Below are 22,090 nucleotides of genomic sequence, written 5' to 3' on the forward strand. Positions count from 1 at the left end.
GGTATTAAAGGTAAAGAAAAATTTATCATAAATCACATTTTTATTACAAAAAACATAACAAAGCGGAATTTTTACCTGTCGTTGAATCCTAATCATCCCCTAATATCAGAACCATTTGTCTGATACCGCACCGACAGTCCCCCGTTCCAAATACCTGAAAAGCAGCTGAATTATTTATTTTCCATGGTTACTAAAACAGTTTAATCATATTTCTCTTACGTAATATGTCTTAAGATTTGTCTTTTTATCATAAAAAACACTCCCAATATTATTATAAATACATTCTTTTTATTGCTTTTCTCAAAAATTAACATATTTATAACAAACAAATCTTGACTGTACAGATAAAGATACTATAGTTACCCTGTGTACACCGCCTGCCGTGATTATCGGCAGGTGGCAGGGATTTTCAGAAACTGATTAAAAAAGGATTCAATACAATGTCATTCATTAAGAATTTTATTATTAGCTCAGGCACCGTTATTGTAGATATAGCAGTTATCTTATTAGAAGTACTCGTAATCGTGGCTTCTCTGGTATCCATGGTCAAAAGCGGATTTATCGTTGGCTTTGCTACATTTTTAATCGGTTCAATCAGTACTATAATATCAGCATATTTCGTTTACCTGCTGATTGATATCCGCGAAAACATTGCAAAGATTGCCAATGCAAAGGCAACTGAAGTGACAAACCCCCAGAACCAGCAGTAATTTTAAAATATTTCAGAAAACAGGAAAGTCAGAAACTTTCCTGTTTTCATTTTCAGACCGTTCCTAATCTGATTTACATCAACTGGAGATTTCTGAAAAGTCATCCAGCAGTTCACTCCTTGTCCAAGGCCTGTAATCGGTCATTTTCATTACTTTTTCTCTATTACCGCATCTCTCAGAAAATATCCTTCTGCTTGAATTACACTCCTGAAATATTTCGAGACTACATTGTCTTATTTTGGGTGTTATGATACCATTTTAATCATAATAAGACTTTTTAATCTCATTTTGGAATTTCATATGAAAAATTCAGGTAAAAAAATTACTATTGTTCTGACAGTCTTAGCCTCTGTTCTGATAGCTTACGCGGTTATGAATCAGAACAGCGACAATGAAGAATATGTTGAATCCGAAAACCTGAAAACCGTGGCAGTAAACATCGGCACCGCACAGGAAATGACCTATAAGAAGGTACAGCACCTGACGGGAACAGTCTAAGGCCTTACATCCGCCATAATAAGCAGCAGATATTCGGAGAAGGTTAGCGAGATTTTTGTTGAAAACGGTCAGAAAGTGGTTAAGGGACAAGCTCTTCTACGTACGGACGACACTGAACTTTCAAACAATCTCATGATTGCCAGAAACGCACTCAGAAAGGCTCAGGTTAACTACGACAACGCCTCAGCCACCTACCGGAGGAACAAACTTATTTTCGACAAGGGAGCAGTATCCAGCCAGTACCTTGAAACACTGGCTGCCCTTCCGCTTGCTTTTATAGGTGCCCTGCTCGGACTTATTCTGTGTCACAGCAATTTCAGCATGATATCCGGCATAGGAATACTTCTGCTGATGGGACTGGTTACCAAAAATGCAATTCTGCTGATAGATTTTGCAAAAAAGAGAATTGAGGAGGGAGAAGACTGCTACGAAGCTCTGGTTGATGCGGGAAAGAGCCGTTTCAGACCAATCATGATGACAACTTTTGCCATGATGTTCGCCATGCTCCCTATAGCCGTCGGTCTTGGGGACGGCGGTGAGGCAAGAGCTCCTATGGCACACGCCATACTCGGAGGTCTGACCACCTCAACACTACTTACGCTTGTTGTTATTCCTTGTCTTTATGCGATAATTAAAGGAAAATTAACAACTGACGGAAAATCAACGGAACAGCAGTCCCGGTAAAGCATATTTGGAGAATACAATGGCTTTTGACAGAGAAGAACTTTTGGAAAAACTCGCAAGGGCAATGCTCCCTAATCCGGGTATAACCATGAACGAACTTGCTTCAAGCACGGGAATCAGCAAGGCAAGTCTTCACCGTATCTACTCTACCAGAGAACATCTGCAGAAAATAATACTGGAAAAAATCATGTGGGTGTTCGACGAGGTGCGCAAGATCACCGGCAGAAACTCAGATGATTTCGGACAGCAGCTACAGGAACTCATAAAATTCCATTGTGACAACAGTACCTACGTGCTTTTTCTCGGGCGTGACGATTTTTTTGAAATGTTCGGAGACGACAGATTCGACTCATACTATGATGAACTGGAACAGTTCTTCAGAGAAGGTCAGAAACGCGGATACATAACTCTCGATCTTGACGCAGGAACCGTTGCGGATGTTTTCATAAGCATGGTAACTGGTATTCTTGAATCATCACTGTGGGGACACATCTCCACCAGAAACATGGAAAAGATTATTCTGAGAGCCCTTCTCGGCGGCATAAAAAACAACTCTTAAAAATCTCTTAAATCCGGCTGTCTTCTGCAGAAGCAGCCGAATGTCTGACATGAAATAACCGTACTGAATAAGTAATTATCAGTTTCATTTTATATCCCGATCTGTAAAAAATTAATAATCAGCTCTCATACAAAATCCATAATGCAAATTAAACCTATGTCAGATATGATAAAATATCTGCGTTTCATTCAGAGAAGGTAACCGGTTGTATATGTTTTTTATATAATTTTTCTAAAAACATCACCGGCTCTGAATAATCTGAACTGTTTAAATAGATGGTAACAAAATGAGTTTTTGGAAATTTCTGGATTTAATTGGGGGCATAATCACGTATGTCCGCAATTTCGTAATAAATGCGTTTTTTCTGCTGTTTATTTTTTTATTTTTCATAATCATTATGGCCGGACTGGCAACCACATCAGATGACTCCGTTCCGGAAACCAACAAGATTGTATTCGTGGATGTTCATTCAACCATTTATGATGCTCCGAGAATGGAATCAAGAATAGAGGTTCTTTTAAATACCATAAACGGAATACATGAAGAACATATTTACACTGAACAGCTTAAAAGAATTTTTGATTATGCAAGCACTGACGATGAGGTGGAAGCAGTGGTTATGGATCTGTCCCACACAGAATCAGTAAGACTTGACGTAATCAAATCACTCGAACCTGCGATTGAAAAATTCCAGAAGGCAGGTAAGAGAATATACGTTTACGCTGACTCATACAGCCAGTCAACCTATGCTCTGGCAAGCTATGCCGATGAAATCTATCTGCCAAAACTCGGTGAGGTTTCCATCGTCGGCGTAAATGCCAGAAACCTTTACTTCAAGGATTTTCTGGATAATGTCGAGCTGACTGTATTCACACCGAAGGCAGGAACACACAAGAGTGCCGTTGAACCGTTCAACCGCAACGACATGAGCCCTCAGGTAAAGGAAGAAATGGGAATTATCACCTCTGATCTCTGGAACCTTTACGCCGACGTCATCAGAAAAAACAGACCGGACCTCAGGCTTGAAAATCTGCTATTCGGTTCCGATAATCTTATCGCTCTTGAGGAAAAGACACCTTTCGACAAGAATATCTATCAGGAATCAGGTGCCGTAGATAAAATCATGAGCAAAAATGGTTTCTATGAACATATTTCCAAAATGTACAAGGTGAACTTCAAATACAGTTCAGACAAGAACGGTTATGATTTCGACAGTACCGATGCGGAACAGTATTTCAACAGCATTGTCAATAATGAAAGGAGTTTAGGGAAAGGTTCAGATAAGATCGGCGTTATTTACGGTCTCGGGGAAATTGGCTATCAGGATCCTAACGATTCCAACCTTACCACCTTTACTCCGGAACATATTCTTCCTCTGATTCAGAAAGCAACAAAGGATGACTACAAGGCTCTGATTCTCTATCTTAATACTCCTGGCGGCAGTGTCACCGCATCTGAAGATATCCGCAGCGCACTGGTAAACTATAAGAACAAGACTAATGGTAAGATTGTGGTTTACATGTCCGGAATGGCTGCTTCAGGCGGTTACTGGATTTCCACGGTTGCTGATACAATCGTTGCCCAGCCTTCCACCATCACCGGTTCAATCGGTGTATTCGGCATGCTGTTCAACGGCTCTGAATTAACTGAAAAAATCGGTATACACGAAGACGGTATCGGAACAAATCCTGACGCCAATCTGAGCTTTACCGCTCCTATTACCGAAAATCAGAAAAAGCTCATTCAGCTGGAAATAAACAAAACCTACGCCAACTTCATCAGACTGGTTTCAGACAGCAGAAAACTGGAAAGAACCAAAGTTGAAGAACTTGCTCAGGGCCGTATATACACCGGTAATCAGGCTCTTGAAATCAATCTCGTTGATAAGATTGGTTCTTTTGACACTGCTCTTGATGAAGCCAGAAAACTAGCCGAAAGCAAGAATGCCCGCGTGGTTCAGCTTCTGCCTAAAGATGATAACAGGGTCAACGCCGTATCAAACGTTATCGTAAAGGCTGTTGCCCGCTATGACAGACCTATGGCTCTCAAGCTTGTTGATGATTTCGTCAGAGAACATCCTGTCGTCAAGGCTGCTGTAAGCAGAGAATCACAGATTATGATTCAGCCGTACACCATCAGTTACTGATAAACAGACGTAACTGAAACAGAAGAGGCAACCTTATGGTTGCCTCTTTAATTATGGATGAATCCAAATGAAACAGCCGAACGGAATAATCCGGCTGTATTCATATCAGATTACTTATTCTTGTTTGTTCTGGACAGTGAGGAGAGTATCCCCTTAGGAAGAACAATACCGATTTCCTTCTGGTGATCCGCCACGGTACGTGCCACGCATTCAATCATGCGGGTATTTACGGAAACACCGAGTGAACCTGGTAATTCACTTTCATCATTAACGCGAACAGCAGGTGATAACTGCTTGTATGAATACTTCACAAGTTTCTTGTCAACCTGCTTGAGCAGCTTCATGCAGAGAGAACAGCATACAGGAATAAGCCCCTTCTCATCGCCGTAACGATCAGGAATACCGTTTTCTTCAGATGTATCCATGATTACACTCCAGGCCATGTCTTCATCAGCATCAGGAAGATGGAAACAGATATCATAACGGCTGGCATTGAACAGGATAATGTATCTTTCACCGTTTTCTCTGTGTTCACCTATATCCAGCATGAAAGCCTGAGAAACCGGAGATGCCCAGTCTCCGTCTTCAAGAAGAGAACCGTTCGGATGATACCAGTCCACATCATGCTGAACACCGGCCTGATGTCTGAAATTATCTCCCTTGAGCTGCAGATCGGTGAATACCTTGGATCCTGTACGGATTCTGGTCAGCAGACTTACGAAATCACGAAGATTCTTCTGAGACTGATTAAGATCCCAGTGTACGTAGCTGATCTCATTATCCTGACAGTAGGCGTTATTGTTACCGTTCTGAGTTCTTCCGATTTCATCACCTGCGACAAAATGAGGAATACCCTGAGAAAGCATCAGTGAGGCCAGCATGTTACGCTTAACCTGTGCACGCTTTCTTAAGATGGAAGGATTCTTGGTAGGACCTTCTTCACCCCAGTTATAGGAAATATTGTTACTCGTACCGTCTCGATTGTGTTCCCCGTTGGCTTCATTATGACGATCATTGTATGAAACCACGTCTTCAAGAGTAAACCCGTCATGATAGCTGACAAAATTTACTGAGGAATTGATGGAACGAATATTCTTAGGATACAGATCCCTTGAGCCGAGAAGTCTTGTTGCAAAGTCCCCCATCTTTCCCTGATCACCGCGCCAGAACGATCTTACGGTATCTCTGTACCTGTCGTTCTGTTCACTCCACTGAGAAGGGAACTGACCTACACGATAACCGAATCCGCCGATATCCCATGGTTCACCGATAAGAATACACTTGTTGATTACCGGGTCGGCATGACAGGCTTTGAAGAAAGTACCGTGGGTTTCAAATGAATTGAATACATACGGAGTGGTTTCTCTGGCGACGGTAACCGCAAGGTCAAATCTGAAACCGTCGACCTGCATTTCAGTAAGCCAGTAACGCATAGAATCAAGAATTATGCGTAAACCGGGTTCACTTGATGCATTAAAGCTGTTGCCGCATCCGGTTACGTTGGTTGTGGCAAGATAATTTACGCTCTTGTCCTGATTCAGTTCATACACGTAATAGTTACGGCAGTCAAAACCTCTGAAAGAAACATTAGGACCTCCGTGACCGCCTTCAGCAGTGTGATTGTATACAACATCCATAATCACTCCGATGCCTGCACGGTGGAGTTCTCTTACCATGGTCTTGAATTCGGTTACGGCATCATGAAGAGCATAGCTTGGTTCAGGAGCCATGAAGCTTATAGGGTTGTACCCCCAGTAGTTGGAAAGCCCCATGTCAACGAGACGAGACTCACTCATCTTTGCAAATACAGGCATAACCTGAACAGCTGTTATTCCCAGATCCTTGAGATACTTGATAACATTCGGATGACTAAGTCCCAGATATGTTCCACGGAATTCTTCAGGAATATCATCACGTAACTTGGTAAGCCTTTAACGTGAGTTTCGTAAAGAATGGTACGGTCCTTGGTCAGGCCGGGCTTCTTTACTCCCTGCCAGTCAAACGCATTGTCGTCAACAACAACGGACTTGCTGATAAAGCGACCTGAATCATTAAGATACAGATCGTAGTTCCAGTCAACAGGTCTGTTAAGCTTCTTTGCATACGGATCGATCAGAATTTTTGAGGCATCAAAAGACAAACCGTTCTTAGGATCATTAACACCGTCAACACTATAGGCGTATAACTGTCCCGGTCTGACGTTTTTTACAAAACCAAACCAGAGACCATCATGTTTTTCAGGAAGTTCATAACGAACAATTTCCTGTTCATTATCGGTGTACAGAATAAGCGTAACCTTGGTTGCTTCTGGCGCCCATACACTAAAATTACAGCCCCCATCACGGACAAAGGCCCCTAATGGGGCCTCATTTCCGGACATGAGCACAAAATGCTCATTACTCATAAGATAAATTAATCTCCTATACGCTTAATAAAGACAGTAGCAAGTGGAGGGAGATTTAATACGATTGAGTGATACTGACCATGCCATGAAACATCAGATGCTTCAAATTCAAGGCCGCCGAGATCGTAATCACTACCCCAGTAGTACTTACTGTCTGTATTTAAGATAACCTTATATTTACCGGTAGTTGGAACACCCAGACGATACTGTTCATGAGTTGTAGGAGTGAAATTACTTACAACAATAATAGGATTTTCACCGTTGGCATCTCTGCGCATTAAAGCGAAAATACTGTTCTGGTAATCGCTGTGATCCAGCCACATGAAACCACTCTTGTCATAATCAGCGTTATACAGAGCAGGTTCAGACTTATACATAGCGTTTAAGTCCTGGATAAGCTTCTTCTGGCCCTTATGCTTATCGAACTGGAGTAACCACCACTGCAGCTGGCTGTCATGGTTCCATTCTGCTGTCTGTGCAAATTCTGTACCCATGAAGTTAAGCTTCTTACCAGGGTGAGCATACATATAGCCCATATAAGCTCTTAAGTTGGCTGCCTGCTGCCATTCATCACCAGGCATCTTGTAGAGCATAGAAAGCTTACCGTGTACAACTTCATCATGAGAAATTGAAAGGATGAAGTTTTCATCATAAGCATAAATCATGGAGAAGGTCATTTCGCTGTGATGATACTTACGATAGATAGGATCCTTCTTCATGTATTCAATGGTATCGTGCATCCAGCCCATGTTCCACTTGAAGCCGAAACCGAGACCTCCGGTATAGGTAGGACGTGAAACACCAGCGAATGCGGTAGATTCTTCAGCGATGGTCATGCACTGAGGATAGTTCTTGTAAACTTCTTCGTTGAACCATCTTAACAGGCTGATTGCTTCATAGTTGTGGTTACCGCCGTCTACGTTAGGAACCCATTCGCCTGCCTTACGTGAGTAGTCCCAGTAAAGCATTGAAGCTACTGCGTCAACGCGTAAACCATCTACATGGTAGTAATCAAGCCATACGAGAGCACTTGCTACAAGGAACTGACGAACGGTGTCACGACCGAAGTCATAAATGTATGAGTTCCAGTCAGGATGCCAGCCGCGGCGAGGATCTTCGTATTCATATAACGGAGTACCGTCGAAACGTGCAAGACCGTGTGAATCTGAAGGGAAGTGAGCAGGAACCCAGTCAAGAATAACACCGATGCCGTTCTGGTGACACTGATCAACAAAGTACTTGAAATCATCGGCAGTACCGAATCTGCTGGTTGGAGAGAACAGACCTACAGGCTGATAACCCCATGAACCTGAGAACGGATGTTCCATGATAGGAAGGAGTTCGATGTGGGTATACCCCATTTCCTTAACATATGGAATCAGTTCATCAGCCATTTCACGATAGCTTAAGCTGTCACCGTTTTCGTGTCGCTTCCATGATGCAAAATGAAGTTCATAAATACTGATAGCCTGCTTGAGCTTGTCATTCTTCTGACTTTCAACCCATGCTGCGTCATTCCACTTGTAACGGGTCTGATCATAAACAACAGATGCAAATGAAGGATACTGTTCAGCATAGAAACCAACAGGGTCAGCCTTGTGAGGCAGGCGATTACCGAACGGATCCTTGAGCTCATACTTGTAACGTTCACCTTCACCGAGACCTGGAACGAACAGAACCCATTCACCCATTAAGCTTCTCTGCATAGGATGACGACGGCCATCCCAGAAGTTAAAGTCACCGATTACGCTGACGTTACTTGCAGAAGGTGCATAAACAGCGAAACGAACACCCTTGATCTTTACGCCTTCAACTTCGATTTCAACCAGCTGTGCACCCATTGTACGATACAGGTTCGCAGCTTCATTGCGCATGGTAGAAAGACCTGCGTAGGCTTCGTTACGGAACTGATACGGATCAATTACCTGAATCTTTGAATCCTGATACTGAACATCAAACAAATAATTGAATTCCTTGTCTGCGTTAGGGAAGTTCAGCTCAAAAAGACCGTCTTCTTCCACTCTGGCCATAGTACCAAGTTTCTTCTTGCCATCGATTGACTTAACGTCTACGCTGATGGCACCTGGAAGCCAGGTGCGAAGAAAGAAGCCATTCTGACCTTCAGGATTCTTTTGTAAACCAAAAGTTTCAAAAGGTCTTGCCAAGCTGGCATTATTCAAATCATCAATAAGCATTAGTGTTCCTTAGTTTCTTAGCAATATTGCTTTATAGTTTTAAAATCAGATATCAAAAACCCTGCATAATACCAGAGCGGTTTTCCAGTAAAAACCGAAAGACCTGCCGTCGTATTATAAAAATCAGTATTTATAGTATTAATAACCTTTTTCTGATTATTACATTTTTAAAAAAAATTATGTTGTAAATTATCTAATAATGTCGGATAGATCATTTAATTTACAATAATAATTTGAACATTTTTTAATGAAAACGATTTTCAGTTAATCGCATTTAATGCAACATATCCGGACTCGATTAAAAATACGATTTTTACATAAAAAAAACGGGAATGCTTTTACACTCCCGTTTATTTTCATTCAGACTTCAGACAGAATTACATTCTGTTGCTTGCCTTGAGTCTTGCTTCAGTCATCTTCTTCAGGAGAGACTTGATTTCACGGTTGTTGAACACGTCGCTGATGTTCTTGGAAATCTTACGTCTCCAGTTTGGATATTCGTTAGAAGTACCAGGAACGTTTACAGGCTTGTCCATGCCTAACCAGTCTTCAATCTGAGTACTGAACAGTGCGCAGTTGCCGAGACACATGTGAACCTGCATGCCGTCACGTAATTCCTTAGTCATCGGGCAGTTGTGAGCATCTCTTGAAACCTTGTCAGAGATAACACCATGCCAGTGCAGACTGTCAAGAATACGCTGCTGGTCTTCAGTACGTGCATTACCGATAGCCTGAACAGCGGCATCGTCATAAAGACCGAGCTGCTTGCCGAGAGTAAGGTCACTGTGACTCCACCAGCCTTCAATGGTTGGCATATCATGGGTAGACAGAGCACTCATAGCCTGTTCAACGTAATCCTTTGGAGAAATGAAGCCGCCGTCGGTTTCACTCTTTTCCCAGAAGAAGATCTTGTATGAGTGAATACCTGCATCACGGAGAATAGCCTTCATTTCGTATGGTACGGTACCTAAGTCTTCACCGATGATGAGACACTTGTTACGCTGAGATTCAAGAGCAAGAATACCAACGAGATCATGTACGCGATAGTACACGTAAACACCCTGCTTGGCTGATGCTGCAGGCGGTACCCACCAGAGGCGGAGTAATGACATGGCATGGTCAATACGTAATGAACCGCAGTGCTGCATGTTTGATCTGAACAGATCAATGATTGGCTGGTAGCGGTTTTCAACCAGCTTCTTAGGATCCATTGGAGGTAAACCCCAGTTCTGTCCTAAAGGTCCTAAAGGATCAGGTGGAGCACCAACAGAAGCCTTCACGCAGTAAAGATTACCGTTAGCCCAGATTTCTTCTGAACCTTCAGAAACACCTACAGCGAGGTCACGATAGATACCTACTGCCATGTTGCTGTCCTTTGCAGCCTGATGAGCAGCTTCGAGCTGTTCGTCAGCAAGGAACTGGAGGTAAATGTAGAATTCCAGGTCTACGTCATGTAAGTTTGCCCATTCCTGAGCGATTGGATCACTGTATCTTCTGAATCCGTCTCTCCATACCGGCCATCCCCAAGCGTTCTCGCCGTTAGAGTAGAAGTGAGCCATGATTGCATCGTAGAGAGCCATTGCTCTTAATGATTCACCGCCATTTTCCTTGAACTTGGCATAAGCCTTACCTCTGATGGTACGGTTGTCGAACAGAGCCTTCTGTTCTTCAAAGAGCTTACGCAGAACTTCAAGCTTAAGCTTCATAACTTCAGTATAGTTAACGTAGTCTACCTTACGTAATTCACTGAGCTTCTTCTGGAATTCTGAAGAATGAACAAGCTTCTGAGCAGATTCGTTGTTCTTGAATTCGAAGGTATTTTCAGGATTGATGTAGATTACGTTGAGCCATCTGCGTGATGAAGGGCTGTATGGGCTTGCTGATTCCGGATTTGACGGATAAGCAGCATGAATTGGGTTAACACCTACGAAACCAGCACCGTTTTCAGCAAGATTGATAATGAGATCCTTGAGGTCACCGAAGTCACCGATACCCCAGTTCTTTTCAGATCTTAATGCGTATAACTGTACACTTGGACCCCATACCTTGTTACCGGCAAGAATTTCTTCAGGCTTGTAGCATGAACGAGGGCAAATAATAAGACGCATTGGTTCAAATGTTCTTTCGCAGGTCTTGAAAGTTACATCATGATAACCTAATGGTAAAGCAACGATTAAGTTAGTCTTATATTCAACGTACTCAACACCGTTAACAGTGCGAGAATAAGCACGGGTACCCTTATCAATGTAGAATTTACCCTGACACTTAACGCCATCTTCCTGAACAACAAGATACTCAATCTCATTGTTTGATTCATTATCTGTAAGTCTTACAGTGATTTCAATTGCTTTGTTTTCAGTAGTAACGAATACAGGTTCAGTACCGCTTACGAATAAAGCATCCTGTTCTGCATTGTACTGTTCAGCAAGAGCTTCCTGGTCATCAACATTGTAACCGAGAGCCTTGAGACACTGAAGTTTGCACTCATCAGAGATAATTACTTTCTGACCGCTTGCGTCAATGTATTCACTGGCGATACCGCGAGCATAAGCAATTTGTTCAATTAGATTAGCCATATAATATTCCCAACTAAAATAGGTTATCATTTGTTAATGGGTAATATTTTATCAGAAAAGAGAAAAATTGTTAGTTAAATTTTAATATTTACTTTCATTTTTTAGCAAAAATTCATAAATAAATACAATATAATTATTACTGATATATATACTATACTATGTAATTTGAAATTTTTATTTTTTAAGAAACCGTTACCAGATAAAGTTAATTAATATTTATTTAGATACAAAACATCTTTTTGAATAAGAATTTAATACAATAAAAATATGAAAATCCTTCAAAATCACAAAGTTACGAATTTTCAAAAATTCTGAATTTTTCCTAAATTATTTTTCAAACTTTTTGAATACAGTCACGTTTTTAACATTTTTGATGAAAATTCAACCAAAAACCTCCGGTTTAATCCGGTAAAAATTTGCAGGTAAGACATCGGAAATGAATAAATTTTATCAATTTCAGTAAAAACCAAAGGATAAAAACAATCAATATAAAATATAGTCTTTTATATTATAATATCTGACATTTCAGATGATTATCTTGTATTTCTTTACAACATCACACTACATAGGTATATAAAGAAATTAAAATCAGGCTGAGTCCTAAATTATGAAAATCGTTTTCCTGTCTCGTTTCCGGTAAACAGATCTTATTTTTCGTTTGTGAAAAAGAGGTTCAACCGGTTATGTCATCCAACAATAACAAACATTTTTCGTTAGAATGTTTTTATTTATAATAATTGTATTTTCATTAATTATTGACGTACCTGCCAGTCAATCAGTGTCAGAAAGTTCAGACATCATTATTGAATAATAAATTCCGCACCTCTCTTCATTATTCTTTAGTAAAACAAAAACTTCCTCATTTTAATTATGTTCTCGTCTCCAAAATGAGAATCCAGTTAGAACGAAACAATCTTCCTGTCAGGAATATGACGCCTGGGTTATGACTGCCTCACAGACATGACAGAAAAGGATGAATCCGTACATTAATATAGGAATCAGATTCCCGGAAGATTAAAACAGCAAAAACAATTCTCAGCCGTGCAAGTATTCTGAAAATTGATAATATTTTTTATTTTCCGGTATGAGCAGAATCATTTGATCAATTTTTAACCATCAAACTCTTCAACTATTTGTACAAAAACGTACGATAATTTAAATATCCAACCTTTATTATTAGACAATACTCACATACATCGCAAAAGTTTGAAAAATGTTGTCTAAAATTAAGAATTAATCTATAATACTGACAACTTAAGCGGTAAGCTTTTTTTCAGTCTTTGATAATGTTTACGTGCTTCTTAACGTATGACGTTATCAGGATTATTTCATTAAACACATTTTAGGTATTAAATAATATGACTATCAAAGTTGGTATTAACGGTTTTGGCCGTATCGGTCGTTTCGTTTTCCGCGCTGCTCAGACTCGTGATGACATCGAAATTGTTGCAATCAACGATCTTTGCCCAGTTGACTACTTAGCTTACATGTTAAAGTACGACACCATGCACGGTGCTTTCAATGGTACTATCGAAGCTGACGTAGAAAACAATCTCCTTATCGTTAACGGTAAGAAGGTTCGCGTTACTGCTGAAAAGGACCCTAACAACTTAAAGTGGGACGAAGTTGGTGCTGAATACGTTGTTGAATCAACTGGTATCTTCTTAACTAAGGAAAAGGCTCAGGCTCACATCAACGCTGGTGCTAAGTACGTAGTTATGTCTGCTCCTTCAAAGGACGACACCCCAATGTTCGTATGTGGCGTAAACTTCGACAAGTACGTAAAGGGTACTCAGTTCGTATCTAACGCTTCATGTACTACTAACTGTTTAGCTCCTATCGCTAAGGTTTTAAACGACAAGTGGGGCATCAAGGATGGTTTAATGACCACCGTTCACTCTACCACTGCTACTCAGAAGACTGTTGACGGTCCATCATTAAAGGACTGGAGAGGTGGTCGTGCTGCTGCTGGTAACATCATCCCTTCATCTACCGGTGCTGCTAAGGCTGTAGGTAAGGTTATCCCTGAACTCAACGGTAAGTTAACCGGTATGTCAATGCGTGTTCCTACCCTTGACGTTTCTGTAGTTGACTTAACTGTTAACCTCGCTAAGCCAGCTAAGTACGACGAAATCGTTGCTGCTATGAAGGCTGCTTCTGAAGGCGAATTAAAGGGCGTTTTAGGTTTCACTGATGAAGCTGTTGTATCTTCAGACTTCTTAGGCGACACCCGTACCTCTATTTTCGACGCTAAGGCTGGTATCGCTTTAACTGATACTTTCGTTAAGGTTGTATCTTGGTACGATAACGAAATCGGTTACTCTAACAAGGTTCTCGAATTAATCGCTCACATGAAGAAGGTTAACGGTTAATTTGAACTTTTAGTTAGTAACTAAAATTCATTATGAAAAGGGAGTTTTTTAAACTCCCTTTTTTTGTCCCGATTATTCTTATCCCTCCCCTGCTGTTCAAACTGAAACAGGATAAATGGTACCAGCCCTGCCTGCTTTCACCACATTCTGTAACCTCGTAATGAATCATGCCGAACACCTTAAGCTCCACAACTGAGCAATGTACTGTCATGCATATATTAGAAAAGGTTATGGTCATGGCTGACCAGCACTACGTGTATTTAAATAAGTCTTTTATATAACTGTTATGAAACGACCTTTGTCAAGCAGAAATTTAGGCAAGACATTTTCCTCAGTGTAAGCACGGCATTGGCCACTCTGTTATACGTGGATTGGATACCTCAGGTCAATGGTTCGCCGCGAATTCTATTTGTCTGTCGTCGAGGATCACTGTTCATAGTGCCATCATAGTTACATCGTAGATAATTCAAACCTTCTTGATGAAAAACGTCTTATCTAAATCACTGTCAGTTTCAGATGTTTAAGTAATCACATCCGGCTATAAATTTACTCTAATTAAACAGTTATCAGGCATTAGCTCTCTAACTTCGTTATTACTATATTCATAGTTGGAAGTCATCATACCCCAGATGAAGCAGCAGAACTCCCTTGCTACGGCAGTAACGGCAATGTTCGGATTCTTCCCCTTATTTACCATTCTGTAATATTTTCTCTGGCACCTGGCTGAAGCTTTATCTGCATAGTTGATTACTTCCGATGGTGCATTCTTCTGGCGTTTTTTCAGTTCAACAGATTTCTGCCCAACAAGTCCTCTTCTGAAAGAATTGCAGCACTCGACGGCAAGCCTTCGCAGATGGGTATTTCCGGATTTTGTAATTCTGGTTCTGCAGACCTTATCTCCACTTGACTGTTCTCCAGGAACCAGACCAATATAACCTGCAAATTGTTCGGCAGTTCGGAAGCGTTTAAAATCTCCAACCTCGGATATGAATGACATTGCAGTATTGGTTTTGATGCCTTTGATGCATACCAGCTTATTTACTTTTTCAGCTTCTTTCCGCCTTTCTGTACGGCCATGGTGCTTGGAGCTATAATCTTACAGTTGATGCCTGATCTGGTTAATTCTCTGTAAGGAACATAACCGAGACATCCAGCTTCGTAACCACAGACAATATCAATGTCCTTTCTCTGTGATTTCAGATTACAGATATACTTCGCGGTATTTTTAATCAGGTCATCCTTAAACTGCACCTGACCGAATATTTTATCTTCAGACATGCCATAACCTGGTTCAAAAGAGCACAAAGTAAAGTTAGAAGAGTGGACATCCATTCCAATATATATTATCTTATTCATAACGACCTTCATTCAATGTATGTAGTAAATTCATTCAATGTATGCGGTAAATCCGTTTCTGTTTTTTCAACATCTACAGTTTACACGGTAAATCCACGATTTGCATTCATTCGTGGAGGTCGTTTCATATTGTCTATTGATTTGATGAGAGGTTCACTGTATTGAAATATCAGGCTGCGCACAACAGATAGTGACAGCTCCATTATGGTTTTAACCGTTTATCATCCAGCCTGAAGAATGTTGATTTACCTGAAAATCATATATGCCGTATATTGTATATGCTTTATGCTAAGTCTGAGTTTATTATTCATGGAAACAAAAAAGCGTTCACCTGCATTCTCGCTGACTCATTATTGTTTCAACATTACAACAATGGAATACTTGGGTAAGATATACAGGTGAACACTTTTAAGGATAGCTGATACTATCAGTTATAGTTAAATACCTTGTCAGCCAGAAGAGTTGTCAGAGCCGTCGGGAGCTCAGACGCTTCCTGAATGTCCACGCTTTCTTCAAACAGATCTCTTAACTTTTCACGCTGAGGTGACACTCTCAGAGCATATACCTCTATACTCTGTTCCTTAGCCTTCTCCAGCATCTGTCTTGCGAAACTGAAATTATCAGGCTCACCGTCCGTAATAACTATTATGATGTTACGATGATATTTATCCACACTAGGCATCTGGCTCATGGAATACATCAGAGCCTGAGCCAGCGGAGTACATCCTCTCGGTGCGAGATCGAAGTATGTTGCCCTTTCCACCAGAGGCTGTCCGCTGCGATAAACTTCTTCATATTCACAATAGTTACCTGGGAAATAAATCACCCTGTTATCAACATTACGCACGCTTTCAAGAGACATTGCCATAGACAGAGCCAGATGATTTGCAACCTGAGAACGGGTTGTTGAACTCCCCTCCTGACAGGGACGGTTCATGGAGCCTGAAATATCCACCAGCAGATGTACGCTGGTGTTTAAGGCTTTTTTAGGCATCTTCTTTTTAAAGACATTGTCACTTAGTTTTCCTCCTAAAGTGTACTGATAACGTCTTATATCAAGCGTCTTACCGCTTGATGTTGCACCGAAATGCCAGTCCTCATACCCTTTCACAAGCTGAGATATGTTTGAACGCAGAGAATTGTCGGAAAGCACCTTCTTATACAGCGAAAGAGTTTTTGCAGGCTCTGAATTGCGTGAAACCAGTGAACCTATATCCACGGCAGATTTTGAACCCGCAGAACAATCCTCGATTACTGATGCCAGAGACGGCTGTCTGCTGTCAGCTCTCGAATATTCATTTATGGTAACGGGCTCCTTCATTTTGGAGATTATCTTCACCATGTCCTTCTGTGCCTTCAGCCTTGTTTTGCCTGACATCTGTCTGCCGTTTTCACCATTGATGCTGCTGATAATCTTCTCGTATTCGTTCATACCGGCCGCACTGATATCCTCATCGTTGGGTACACTGCCTGCAACAAGCTCGTTTACGGAAATTCTTCTGAGTCCTGAAATCATCAGATCAAGTGAATCCTCCTGACGGTCTCCCCTAAGGAATTTATCAGCATCCATATCATCAGCAAGGTCATCACTGCCGGCAAATTTCTTTTCCTCGGATTTGCGTTCATATTCCTTATTGAGAAGCTCAAAACTCTTGATAAGAACACTCATGATGTCCCTGCTTAAACTGAATACTTCCTCGGAATTTCTGCAGTTAACGGATGACCAGGCCTTTTCCTCCAGTGCGGTAATAAGAGCTTCAGGAAGTATTTTTTTCAGCTTCATTCTGGCGGCTTTGAGACTGTTTCCGGAAGGCTGATGCAGACAGTGAAATCTGTTTGAACAGTCAAAGAATGTGGTAATCAGACTCACCTTATTTCTGCATCTTTTAAGATAACTGCAGAGAGTACTGTCCAGTTTGGAAATGATATGATTGAAAGTTTTCTGAAGTCCCGGCCAGTTTTTCATCTGCAGAGCCTCAATTCTGGAATCCTCAAGTGCATTAAACAGAAGAGCCAGAGCGGTAGACCTGTCATATGCTGAATGAATAACATTAAAATCACTGTATCTTACGTGACCGCATTCATGTGCAACATAACCGAATGCCATATCCATCTCATCGGCATCGTCAAGGTTAAGTCTTGGAATGGTAATGTTCTTTCCGTCAGTGTATGCGGAAGAACCGTACATATATAGATTGATTCCGAAGTTACTTGCATAATTTCCCATAATCAGAGGGAGTGCACCTTTATTCACCTTCATGATGTTACCTTTCTACTAAATTACTGCCTATCAAACACTTCTTTCTAAATTACATGTCACCGGATTATATTCCAGGTATTTTGTAACCTGAACATGTCAGGTCACGAAAGATATAATACATCTATTTTTTAGATATACAATATCTTAATTATAGTTTTTACACTGTTTGTACAGTAATTAGACAATTTAAAATTTTTTGATTAAAAAAGATCATGTATAGTGAAAAATTTATTATTCCTTTTAATCATCTATTACTTCAAATGAACTGATACCGGACTTCATTACCATCTTTCTTAAAAAAGCTCCCATAATAAAATGCCGTTTAATCATTTTAAGAGTTAATCTGAACCGCAGTGTCCTTACCGACTTACGGTAATCTCTCGCCGTGAATTACTTTCTTTCGTTAAACAGCCTGCTTAACTTGTATGCACTTTCAAAAGCATAGCTCAATCCTTCAAGAGAAGACGGACTTATGAATCCCGCCGCCTCACCTATCATCATGCAGTGTCCGTCTCCAGGACACAGCTGCCGGGGAGAAGACGGAGACAAAACCATGCATGCTTCGGTTTTAACCGGATTATCCAGAATGAATCCGTAATCACGAAGCTTTTCCTTCATTTTTTCAAAACGCTCGCGTGAATTCCTGACCGGATAGGCACCTCCGAAAATAAAGTACTCATTCTTGGATAATCCCCATGCATAGCAGTCAGTAAGTTCTTCATCAAAGATACACGCATAAAAGGGTCGGCTGTGTCTGTCGTGAAACCACTGCTGTACAGAAGTATAGGTATCTATTTTATGATTAGGAAACAGGCTCCTTCTTACCAGAGAGTTTGCACCGTCAGCACCCACTATGTATTTCGCTCTGTAAATGTTTTTCACTTTGTTTTCGGTGACGGTAATTTCATAAACATTACCTGCTTTTACAACAGAGGAACAGGTAACTGAATCATGAACTTCAACATTTTCAGGAATCAGGGATTTCAGCCACAAATCAAAACGATGACGATCCATATTGACGTATGGCCTCTGGTAATGCCTCAGAATACCTGTTTTAAGGTCTATGGTTTTTACGGAGAAAATCTGAGGATCGACAAGTATATCCTTTGGAAGAGTCATTCCGAACATGGCAAAATTCTTCTGAGCATCAGGAGCCAGCAATCCTCCGCATGGTTTTTTAAAGCTGTCATCTCTGTCATTCTTTTTATCAAAAGCAATGACTTTTACATCCTTGTTAAGCATTCTGGCCAGAGTAGATCCCGCAGGCCCCAGCCCTACTATAGCAACATCATAAACCATACTGTCCATTATTTTCCTCCGTTAAACACGCGTATGATAAACCAGACAGAAACGTCATAATACTGATACGTCACAGTCTGTACCTAAAACGTAACGATCTTTACAGAGGGCAACAAAAAAGGTGCTCCGAATTTACGGAGCACCCTTTCCATATCAGAACAGAACTGCAGTCTAATTAGGTCTTTCCTGCAGTGCCTTGATTCTCTTATCCAACGGAGGATGAGTCATAAACAGCTCACCGAAATCACGTGAATTAATGCAGAGGGCTTTAACTACACGGCTCTTTTTAACAACCGGACTGGAATCACCTTTAAGTGCCTCCAGTGCTGAAATCATGCTGTCCTTCCCCAGGACGTCTGCAGAACCGGCATCAGCTCTGTATTCTCTGTATCTGGAGAACCACATAACCACTGCAGTACCCAGGAATCCGAAGAGAGTCTGCATAACATAGAACAGTGCATTATTGGCCATACCTGAACTTACGGAACCTCTGCTCTGACTTTTTCCCTGATTCATTACGGCTGTAATAATTGAGGCCGCAATACTTGAAAAAGTAAGTACAAAAGTGTTTACCACACCCTGAACAAGAGTAAGTGTTACCATATCACCATTGTCAACATGAGACAGCTCATGACCCAGTACTGCCTCAACCTGTTTCGGATTCATGGCTTTCAAAAGTCCTGTGGAAACGGCAACAAGAGCTGAATCCCTGTTCCATCCGGTGGCAAAAGCATTCATTTCAGGAGCATCATAAATACCGACGTCCGGCATTTTCAGTCCTTTCTTGTCAGCAATCTTGCGAATGGTATCCACAAGCCACTTTTCGCCTTCATTCTCAGGCTGGGAGATAAGCTGCACTCTCATACTGCGCATTACCGAACTTTTTGAAGCAAAAAGATTTACAAGAGAACCGCCTATACCGTAGACAGCCATTGATCCGATGCATACCATCAGATCCTGAGTATTTAAAGGATAACCGAGTGCACTGCATATAATGCTGATGGTTATAGCCCCGACAATCAGTATCGCAATGACCGTCAGGAAATAAAAAAACAATCTGACTCCCATTTTTCCTCCGATAACTATAAATCCACAGAATCAAACATCACTTTCAGATTATACAAAATTTATCCAGATGTTTGATTACACAATCTTCATTTCTGATATTAATAGCAGACATAGTCTGCATTTATAACAGAGAGGTCGATGGTCTCAGACGCTTTGCTGAAATCATGCTCCTCATTGTAGAACACCTCGCCTATAAATGGACAAGGCATAATCTGTTTAAGTGTTTCAAGATTTTCCTGATAAAACGGCATCTTTTCCGGTCCGGTGGTATTGGCTATGAAACCAACAACCCTGAAACCTTCATTATCAAGAAGAGTTGCAGTCATCAGAGCATGATTCAGGCAGCCCAGCTTCATCCCCACCACAATGATGATTTCCATTTTTTTAAGAGCATCCCACTGAGGAAGAACAGCAGTGCTGCTCACAGGAAGGAACCAGCCCCCTGCTCCTTCCGTAATCACCACATCAGCCCCGGAATTGACAGCCTTGTGCAGATCAAGGTCGAGCTGCTTGAAATCTATAGGATTGTTTTCATGTTCCGCAGCGATATGCGGAGCTATAGCCTCCTGATAAGCAAAGGTTGTAATATCATGAGGTTTGAGAGGCAGACCGCATGCTCTGATATGACTGTCAAGATCAGCGTTATGACCATTTTCAAAACCTGCCACTATCGGTTTATAAGGTCTTACCTGCAATCCTGCTTCCCTGAATTTTTTAGCAAGCACGCAGGCACAGAATGTTTTTCCCGCATCAGTATCGGTACCGGTAATAAAAAACTGTTTGGCCATATTTTAATTTTCCTGAAGGTTGTTTTTTAAAAGTCTGCCTATAATAATTCTGAATCTGCTTTTTTTAAAGCATAATCAGCTTTCAATAATGCGTAAAAATAAAACTGTATGATTTTTATACAACATTAACAGGTAATAAAATTCGGTTATTACTCATACAGATCACAACAAAACACAATAATTCGGCTTTTATTTTATGTTTTGTCTCATTATCCCTTATTATAGATAAAGTGAGGTTTCCGTTTTACAGATTCATCCGGAAATACTCAAAGGTACTTTGAATAGGCGGTCGTTATATGCTTGGCATAATAGTAAAAATTCCAAATGATAAAAAAAAGGAAGGAATGATCATCAGTTACGATGACAAGCGATATTACTTCACGGTGGAAGATTACGACCCGCGTCTTAAGCTTTCGGTATCCGACGATGTTGATTTCACTCCCTGTGACGACGATACAAACAGTGAACGGGGATTATTCAAAAAATACGCACACGTTGACGGTATTGTCAGAAATCAGATTCCAACCGAGCGTAACGGCTTTTATCTCAGCAAATCTTCTGATATTCAGAAATTAAAAATCACGGAACTTTCAAAAAGTTACGTACTGGTGGGAGAAAGCACCAACAAGGAACACGCTCTTGACATGATGATTGATACCGCCGTAAAAGCAGGCTGTACAGCCCTGACTGATATCAGGGTTAGTACACACATACCGAAATTCAACAACAGTATTATCTTCATCATCAAAGGCATACCAGCCATCGGAACGAAGGTGGATCTCAACAAATATATAGAACAGGAAAATCAGGCCAGATCAACCAGGAATCCTAAGACTGTTTCTGCAGGTATTAAGGCAGAGATGCCGGAAACACCTGATGCATCTCATCCGGAAAAGACCAAGATAGTGGAAAAAGAACGTATCTGCATTCCAAAAGAAAAAATCAGAAAATTTTCACCAAACATAGCAAGACGCATTCTTCAGAGAACCATATTTTCCGTTGTCATGCTTCTGCTGCTCCCTGTTCTGGCAAGTGTTGCTTTTGAGTTCGATGACATTTACGAATCATATCTCACTCTTATTTTTATAATGCTGGTTGAAATGGGACTGGTGGTATTCTATTACAACGTAAATCCCAATAAATCATGCTGTTATTTTAGGATTAAACATAACTAA

General features: G+C 40.9%; 17 protein-coding genes. 7 read left to right on the top strand and 10 right to left on the bottom strand.

Annotated elements, in window-relative coordinates; genetic code table 11:
• Nucleotides 1–440 precede the first annotated feature (440 nt).
• From BMY80_RS00205 to sppA, 5 genes are all read left to right on the top strand, one after another.
• A complete protein-coding gene (locus BMY80_RS00205) occupies nt 441–710 on the top strand; it encodes a hypothetical protein (RefSeq protein ID WP_093139816.1) in 270 nt (89 codons plus the stop codon).
• A 300-nt stretch (nt 711–1,010) separates the two neighbouring features.
• The gene (locus BMY80_RS00210) at nt 1,011–1,208 is read left to right on the top strand and encodes a hypothetical protein (RefSeq protein ID WP_093139818.1); all 198 of its coding nucleotides are present in this window, start codon (nt 1,011–1,013) and stop codon (nt 1,206–1,208) included.
• Between the two features lie 75 nt (nt 1,209–1,283).
• A complete protein-coding gene (locus BMY80_RS00215; RefSeq protein ID WP_218140297.1) occupies nt 1,284–1,892 on the top strand; it encodes an efflux RND transporter permease subunit in 609 nt (202 codons plus the stop codon).
• Between the two features lie 19 nt (nt 1,893–1,911).
• Nucleotides 1,912–2,451, top strand: a complete 540-nt coding sequence (locus tag BMY80_RS00220; RefSeq protein ID WP_093139823.1) for a TetR/AcrR family transcriptional regulator — start codon at nt 1,912–1,914, stop codon at nt 2,449–2,451.
• Nucleotides 2,452–2,737: 286 nt separating this feature from the next.
• Complete coding sequence (gene sppA / locus BMY80_RS00225) at nt 2,738–4,597, top strand: signal peptide peptidase SppA (RefSeq protein WP_093139826.1); 1,860 nt, start codon at nt 2,738–2,740, stop codon at nt 4,595–4,597.
• A gap of 110 nt (nt 4,598–4,707) precedes the next feature.
• Here sppA and BMY80_RS00230 read toward each other — a convergent pair whose 3' ends face one another.
• The 4 genes from BMY80_RS00230 to malQ all read right to left on the bottom strand — a co-directional run bounded on the left by BMY80_RS00230 (nt 4,708) and on the right by malQ (nt 11,772).
• Nucleotides 4,708–6,504 (bottom strand): glycogen debranching protein, encoded by a 1,797-nt coding sequence (locus tag BMY80_RS00230; protein ID WP_342741902.1) that lies wholly within the window; start codon nt 6,502–6,504, stop codon nt 4,708–4,710.
• Complete coding sequence (locus BMY80_RS12480) at nt 6,426–7,001, bottom strand: GlgX family protein (RefSeq protein ID WP_245730010.1); 576 nt, start codon at nt 6,999–7,001, stop codon at nt 6,426–6,428. The genes BMY80_RS00230 and BMY80_RS12480 overlap by 79 nt, the downstream gene beginning before the upstream one ends.
• Nucleotides 7,002–7,009: 8 nt before the next feature.
• A complete protein-coding gene (gene glgB / locus BMY80_RS00235; protein ID WP_031579025.1) occupies nt 7,010–9,196 on the bottom strand; it encodes a 1,4-alpha-glucan branching protein GlgB in 2,187 nt (728 codons plus the stop codon).
• A gap of 377 nt (nt 9,197–9,573) precedes the next feature.
• On the bottom strand, nt 9,574–11,772 hold the full coding sequence (gene malQ, locus BMY80_RS00240; protein WP_031579026.1) for a 4-alpha-glucanotransferase: 2,199 nt from the start codon (nt 11,770–11,772) through the stop codon (nt 9,574–9,576).
• Nucleotides 11,773–13,130: 1,358 nt separating this feature from the next.
• Here malQ and gap point away from each other — a divergent pair.
• The gene (gene gap / locus BMY80_RS00245) at nt 13,131–14,144 is read left to right on the top strand and encodes a type I glyceraldehyde-3-phosphate dehydrogenase (protein WP_031579027.1); all 1,014 of its coding nucleotides are present in this window, start codon (nt 13,131–13,133) and stop codon (nt 14,142–14,144) included.
• 538 nt (nt 14,145–14,682) lie between these two features.
• On the opposite strand, the gene BMY80_RS12325 is transcribed toward gap, so the two are convergent.
• The 6 genes from BMY80_RS12325 to bioD form a co-directional block, all read right to left on the bottom strand.
• The gene (locus BMY80_RS12325; protein WP_342741903.1) at nt 14,683–15,177 is read right to left on the bottom strand and encodes a transposase; all 495 of its coding nucleotides are present in this window, start codon (nt 15,175–15,177) and stop codon (nt 14,683–14,685) included.
• A 5-nt stretch (nt 15,178–15,182) separates the two neighbouring features.
• The gene (locus BMY80_RS12330) at nt 15,183–15,500 is read right to left on the bottom strand and encodes a hypothetical protein (protein ID WP_218140299.1); all 318 of its coding nucleotides are present in this window, start codon (nt 15,498–15,500) and stop codon (nt 15,183–15,185) included.
• Between the two features lie 427 nt (nt 15,501–15,927).
• Nucleotides 15,928–17,760 (bottom strand): vWA domain-containing protein, encoded by a 1,833-nt coding sequence (locus BMY80_RS00255; RefSeq protein ID WP_093139828.1) that lies wholly within the window; start codon nt 17,758–17,760, stop codon nt 15,928–15,930.
• Between the two features lie 390 nt (nt 17,761–18,150).
• A complete protein-coding gene (locus tag BMY80_RS00260; protein ID WP_218140300.1) occupies nt 18,151–19,068 on the bottom strand; it encodes an FAD-binding protein in 918 nt (305 codons plus the stop codon).
• A gap of 162 nt (nt 19,069–19,230) precedes the next feature.
• Complete coding sequence (gene htpX / locus BMY80_RS00265; protein ID WP_093139831.1) at nt 19,231–20,127, bottom strand: protease HtpX; 897 nt, start codon at nt 20,125–20,127, stop codon at nt 19,231–19,233.
• A gap of 98 nt (nt 20,128–20,225) precedes the next feature.
• Nucleotides 20,226–20,915: a dethiobiotin synthase gene (gene bioD / locus BMY80_RS00270; protein WP_093139834.1), complete on the bottom strand. Its 690-nt coding sequence runs from the start codon at nt 20,913–20,915 to the stop codon at nt 20,226–20,228.
• 296 nt (nt 20,916–21,211) lie between these two features.
• On the opposite strand from bioD, the gene BMY80_RS00275 reads away from it, so the two are divergent.
• The gene (locus tag BMY80_RS00275; RefSeq protein ID WP_093139836.1) at nt 21,212–22,090 is read left to right on the top strand and encodes a hypothetical protein; all 879 of its coding nucleotides are present in this window, start codon (nt 21,212–21,214) and stop codon (nt 22,088–22,090) included.

This window comes from Ruminobacter amylophilus, assembly GCF_900115655.1.
GTDB lineage: Bacteria > Pseudomonadota > Gammaproteobacteria > Enterobacterales > Succinivibrionaceae > Ruminobacter > Ruminobacter amylophilus.

Excerpts from the sequence above, each read along its gene's own strand:
- BMY80_RS00205 (WP_093139816.1), top strand. The coding sequence starts at position 441 with ATGTCATTCATTAAGAATTTTATTATTAGCTCAGGCACCGTTATTGTA.
- BMY80_RS00210 (WP_093139818.1), top strand. The coding sequence starts at position 1,011 with ATGAAAAATTCAGGTAAAAAAATTACTATTGTTCTGACAGTCTTAGCC.
- BMY80_RS00220 (WP_093139823.1), top strand. The coding sequence starts at position 1,912 with ATGGCTTTTGACAGAGAAGAACTTTTGGAAAAACTCGCAAGGGCAATG.
- sppA (WP_093139826.1), top strand. The coding sequence starts at position 2,738 with ATGAGTTTTTGGAAATTTCTGGATTTAATTGGGGGCATAATCACGTAT.
- BMY80_RS12480 (WP_245730010.1), bottom strand. The coding sequence starts at position 7,001 with ATGAGTAATGAGCATTTTGTGCTCATGTCCGGAAATGAGGCCCCATTA.
- glgB (WP_031579025.1), bottom strand. The coding sequence starts at position 9,196 with ATGCTTATTGATGATTTGAATAATGCCAGCTTGGCAAGACCTTTTGAA.
- malQ (WP_031579026.1), bottom strand. The coding sequence starts at position 11,772 with ATGGCTAATCTAATTGAACAAATTGCTTATGCTCGCGGTATCGCCAGT.
- gap (WP_031579027.1), top strand. The coding sequence starts at position 13,131 with ATGACTATCAAAGTTGGTATTAACGGTTTTGGCCGTATCGGTCGTTTC.
- BMY80_RS12330 (WP_218140299.1), bottom strand. The coding sequence starts at position 15,500 with ATGAATAAGATAATATATATTGGAATGGATGTCCACTCTTCTAACTTT.
- BMY80_RS00255 (WP_093139828.1), bottom strand. The coding sequence starts at position 17,760 with ATGAAGGTGAATAAAGGTGCACTCCCTCTGATTATGGGAAATTATGCA.
- BMY80_RS00260 (WP_218140300.1), bottom strand. The coding sequence starts at position 19,068 with ATGGACAGTATGGTTTATGATGTTGCTATAGTAGGGCTGGGGCCTGCG.
- htpX (WP_093139831.1), bottom strand. The coding sequence starts at position 20,127 with ATGGGAGTCAGATTGTTTTTTTATTTCCTGACGGTCATTGCGATACTG.
- bioD (WP_093139834.1), bottom strand. The coding sequence starts at position 20,915 with ATGGCCAAACAGTTTTTTATTACCGGTACCGATACTGATGCGGGAAAA.
- BMY80_RS00275 (WP_093139836.1), top strand. The coding sequence starts at position 21,212 with ATGCTTGGCATAATAGTAAAAATTCCAAATGATAAAAAAAAGGAAGGA.